The following is a 4,655-nucleotide window of genomic DNA, read 5'->3' as shown; positions in this document are numbered from 1 at the left end:
GTGAATCTTACTCGTTACTAGGCTCTGCCTGGTAACGCAGATCCCGAGGCTCTGCCTCGAATTTTCATCGCACCTCGCGAGGCAGAGCCTCTGGCCATCGGTTCCCAGGCAGAGCCTAGGAACCAGTTATAGTTTAATAGTGATTTACTCGTTACTAGGCTCTGCCTAGTAACGCAGATCCAGAGGCTCTGCCTCGAATTTTCATCGAACCTCGCGAGGCAGAGCCTCTGGCCATCGGTTCCTAGGCAGAGCCTAGGAACCAGTTATTTTTATTAATAGATTTTGCATTGGGTGAATATTGCCATTTGCGTAGGCGAACCTACTTCTAAATCTTCAGTTCCCACACAACGAAATTCTACAGCAAACCCAAACCGTTCTGCAACCCCATTCGCCCAAGTTTGAAATTCTGCCCTCGTCCACTCAAAGCGGTGATCGCGGTGGCGAAATTTGCCCGCTGGCAAGTTTTCAAACTTAACGTTATATTCAATATTTGGAGTTGTGACGATCCTCTTCGAGGGCTTCGCTAACGCACTTTTGGGCCGAATAAACTCAAACAACACCCGCTCGAAAGCAGCCAACCGATCTAAATCCAGATGTTCGATCACTTCAATTACCGTCGCTGCGTCAAAATCTGTCAAGCGGCTGTCCCGATAAATCAGCGAACTTTGGATTAGTTGAATGCGAGATTGTTGTGCGGGAGACAATCGATCGATTTGCAATCTTTCCCTGGCAATTTCCAAAGCCCGGTGGGAAACATCGACTCCCGTAATTTGTTCGATCGCACTTTCTTTTAAAAGCAATCGCAGCAGTTTTCCCTCACCGCAGCCCAAATCTACAACTCGCTGAGCACCGCTGGCTTTTAAAACCTCCACCACAGCATCTAAACGCTGTTCGTTCAAGCTAATCCGCTGTTCTAAAACTTCCTCTTCTTGCTGGTGAGAAACTTCGACAAAATCGGGGTCAATATTATCGGATTCTGCTAATTGTGCTACAGCAATTCGCGTCAGACGGCGCTGGCGTTTCAAATAGCGATCGGCAATTTGTTCGCGGGCGGGATGCGCGTTCAACCAACCTTCGCCGTGACGCAATAACTTCTCGATTTCTTCATCGCCAACCCAGTAATGTTTGTCGTCATCCAACACCGGAATTAGCACGTAGAGATGGCTCAACAAATCCGCCAACCGAACTGTATTTTGCAATTCCACAGCAAAGTAAGGACTCGCGCCCCACTCGGGAAATTGCGCGTCAAGAATCAGCGGTTTTGCTGTCACTTGATAGCCCAGCGGCTCAAACATTTGCCGCAGAAACTTTTCGCCTCCGCGACAGGGCAAAACCGACAGATTAACTGTCAAAGGAATGGCAGTTTCTGCGAGTTCTGGGCGGTCTTTGCAGCGACCGGATAGGGCTGTACGGAAGACTTGGGCGAGGGCGACACTGAGAAAGGATGAGGCTACGTAGGGGCGATCGTTGACGTATTGTTCGAGAGGGCGATCGCCCGATTTCGACTTGCCGCGCACCAAACCAACCGGATCGACATCTAACAGTAAAGCCGCCGTGCATTTTTCTGCATTCGCCTCTGGATAAAACACGCTGGCTTGTCCGAAACTCATTGGAAAACATTGATGGCGATCGGGATGTTTGTGCAGCAAATAGCCCAAATCTGTAGCTGGGACGCGAGTTGTAGAAATGGTTAATAACATAATATTGGGAATTGGGCATCGGGAATTGGGAATTGGGCATCGGGCATCGGGCATCGGGCATTGGGCATTGGGCATCGGGCATTGGGCATTGGGCATTGGGCATCGGCTATTGGCAATTTGTAATTCCTCCTAATGACTAATGACTACTGACTAATGACTAATGACTACTGACTAATGACTAATGACTACTGACTAATGACTACTGACTACTGACTATTAAGATTGCTGTTTTTCCCCACTTCCCAAATTCAACTTAGCCCGCAACTCATCCTTAATCCGATTTAAAATAGAATCCTCATCCAAAGAAGACAAAATCTTGCTGACAACAGCCTTCGGCCCCTCATCTCCCCAAGACGCACCGTTAGCCAAATAAGCCTTAGTAACTTGACCGATTCCGTAGCAAGAAACCCCAGCAATTGCAGCTTGCGTCACAGCCACAGAAAGATAAGGCCCCAAGGCTAAACCTCCCGTCGCCGGTGTCGCCAAACCCAACAATCCTTTCAAAGAACTTAAACCCAAATTAGCCAACAATTCCCCCGCAGTAATTCCCCCCATACTCAATGCAATCTTTTGCAGCAATTCTATCGCCCCCGCTTCTGTCATCGCAATGCCGTAAACTTTAGATAAAGTTAATATCATCACCACATCAATTACTGCACCGCTGAGAATATCAACTACAGTAACTGGATTTAGGGCGATCGCCACAGCTTTAGTCATTACCCCATTCCAGATAATCCGGTTAGCCGCGTCTTCTCGAATCTCCATTTTTCGCTGCACCAACTGCTCGTTAATATCCCCCGCACAAAGCATCGTATTCAGCGCCACCAAAGATTTTCCTTCCCGGTCTAAAATCTCCAAAATCTTTAGTTTTAAATCCTCAACTTGCGGCAAACTGCGAGTCATTTGCACGCTCATACTTCCGTCGGGACGGCGCACCGCCCGCGCCGTCAAAGGTGAAGCGGCAGACATCACAATTTCATCGGGAGATAACAATTCTCTCACGCGATCGTCCCGAATTTTGTGGTAAATTGCCAGCCTATCTGCATCGGGATACTGGTCAATTTTATTGAAAACTAATAACATGGGTTTTCCGGCTTCCCGCAACTGCGAAAGTGCTTGATATTCCACTTTCGTAATGTCGCCAGCAACTACAAACAATATCAAATCTGCTTGTTTTGCGACGCGGCGGGCTAAAAGTTCGCGAGTTTCGCCGTCAACTTCATCTATTCCCGGAGTATCGATTAATTCTACTTGCGACAAACGGTAAATAACTGGCGAAAGTCTATCGGGTAAACCGTCATCAACACCATCTCCGACATCCCACTGGCCAATAGTTGTGGTACGAGTCACCCCGTGAGTCGGGCCGGTTTCAAACACATTTTGACCGAGTAGCGCGTTTAAAACCGAAGATTTTCCCCTTCCTACCATCCCAAACACAGCGATTTGCACGCAAGCGCGCTCTAGCTTGTCCAGCATTGTTTCCAACCCGCCAATTTCCGGCTCCAGTCCAGTTCGCTCTTTTGGTGTTAAGTCGAGATTTTCTACTATATCTCGCAGAGCATCTTTAGCGCGGCGCAGGTTGAGTTCTGCTTGAATGTCTGCGAAACTTAATATTGTGTCGTCTAATTCGCGATCGACATTTGAGAAATCCGATACTTCAGTCATTGTTACCTGATGTTATAGCTTTGCTTCACTTAAAGTTTTAACCGATATGATGCTATTCTAGCTTTTTCTGCGGGCTTTGTACATTAGGGATGACATAATGCTCGTGAGTGTCAACTTAAACCTGACCACCTTTGTATCTCTCGTTTATAGCCGAGGCCAGATCCCCCTAAATCCCCCTTAAGAAGGGGGACTTTGATCAGAATTTTGTCCCCCCTTCTTAAGTTCGTTAATAGCCGAGGACAGCTCCCCCTAAATCCCCCTTAAGAAGGGGGGCTTTGATCAGAATCTTGTCCCCCCCTTTTTAAGGGGGGCTAGGGGGGATCTGGCCTCGGCAGGCAACAGAAGTATATGAATAAATTTGACATTAACTTGACACCAGCGAGCAATGCTATGTCCCTACAAATATCATGTAAAATCTATTTAATTTACCACCAATGATTAACCCCAGCAAAATCGCCAGTTATCCATTTTTATTACGAGTAATAATTTTCCTATTAATCTTAGCAGCAATCTGGCTGCCCGTCGCCGCACCAATTTATCTGTTAGTTAAAGATAGCAACCTCGCAACTATTCTGACAATGGGATTGTTGTTTGTCGAGTTTTTGTTCCTAGTGCGGCGCTGGGGAAAACAGGTTTACGGACAAACGCAATTGCTCAAAAGTTACGGTTTAGTCAATACGCGACAAAACGGTTTTGAGCTTTTGACTGGATTGGCGATCGGCATTTCGATCACTTTCAGCTTATTTGTGGTGCAAGGACTGCTCGGCTTTGTCTCGTGGCAAAATTCTGATAATTTGCCTCGAATCATTGCAGAAGGGCTTTTGAGCGCCCTGGGAGTGGGTTTTGCGGAGGAGTTGGTATTCCGCGGTTGGTTGCTGGACGAGTTGCAGCGGGATTACAACAATCAAATTTCTGTGCGGGCGAATAACCTGATATTTGCCCTATCTCATTTTATCAAACCCGTGGAGGCAATGCTGCGGACTTGGCCTCAGTTTCCGGGCTTGTTGTTGTTGGGTTTGATACTGGTTTTGGCAAAGCGCCACTGTCAAAATCGGCTGGGTTTGTCGATCGGGCTTCATGCAGGTTTAGTCTGGGGATACTATATAATTAACATCGGGGAGTTAGTGCGATATTCTGGCTCTGTTCCCGATTGGGTTACTGGAATTAACGGCAATCCGTTGGCTGGGGCAGTGGGGCTGTTGTTTTTGAGCGTGTTGGCTGTGGGAATGCGGCAAATCTCCGAACAGTCCAAAGGTTTGTAATATATTCATCAGGTGCGTCGCTATGAGA

At 47.3% G+C, this 4,655-nt stretch carries 3 protein-coding genes; 1 reads left to right on the top strand and 2 read right to left on the bottom strand.

The window, feature by feature from the left end; translation table 11 throughout:
- Positions 1 to 272 precede the first annotated feature (272 nt).
- Together WBA89_RS26040 and WBA89_RS26035 are read right to left on the bottom strand one after the other, a co-directional pair.
- Positions 273 to 1,796 (bottom strand): 3' terminal RNA ribose 2'-O-methyltransferase Hen1, encoded by a 1,524-nt coding sequence (locus WBA89_RS26040; RefSeq protein WP_424410521.1) that lies wholly within the window; start codon positions 1,794 to 1,796, stop codon positions 273 to 275.
- A 120-nt stretch (positions 1,797 to 1,916) separates the two neighbouring features.
- A complete protein-coding gene (locus WBA89_RS26035) occupies positions 1,917 to 3,365 on the bottom strand; it encodes a GTP-binding protein (protein WP_424410520.1) in 1,449 nt (482 codons plus the stop codon).
- Between the two features lie 434 nt (positions 3,366 to 3,799).
- Here WBA89_RS26035 and WBA89_RS26030 point away from each other — a divergent pair, with 434 nt between their 5' ends.
- Complete coding sequence (locus WBA89_RS26030) at positions 3,800 to 4,627, top strand: CPBP family intramembrane glutamic endopeptidase (protein ID WP_424410519.1); 828 nt, start codon at positions 3,800 to 3,802, stop codon at positions 4,625 to 4,627.
- The last annotated feature ends 28 nt before the right edge of the window (positions 4,628 to 4,655 follow it).

The sequence above is a fragment of the Microcoleus sp. genome (genome assembly GCF_049646505.1).
Taxonomy (GTDB): domain Bacteria; phylum Cyanobacteriota; class Cyanobacteriia; order Cyanobacteriales; family Microcoleaceae; genus Microcoleus.
This window is presented reverse-complemented; position numbering and strand designations above follow the sequence as displayed.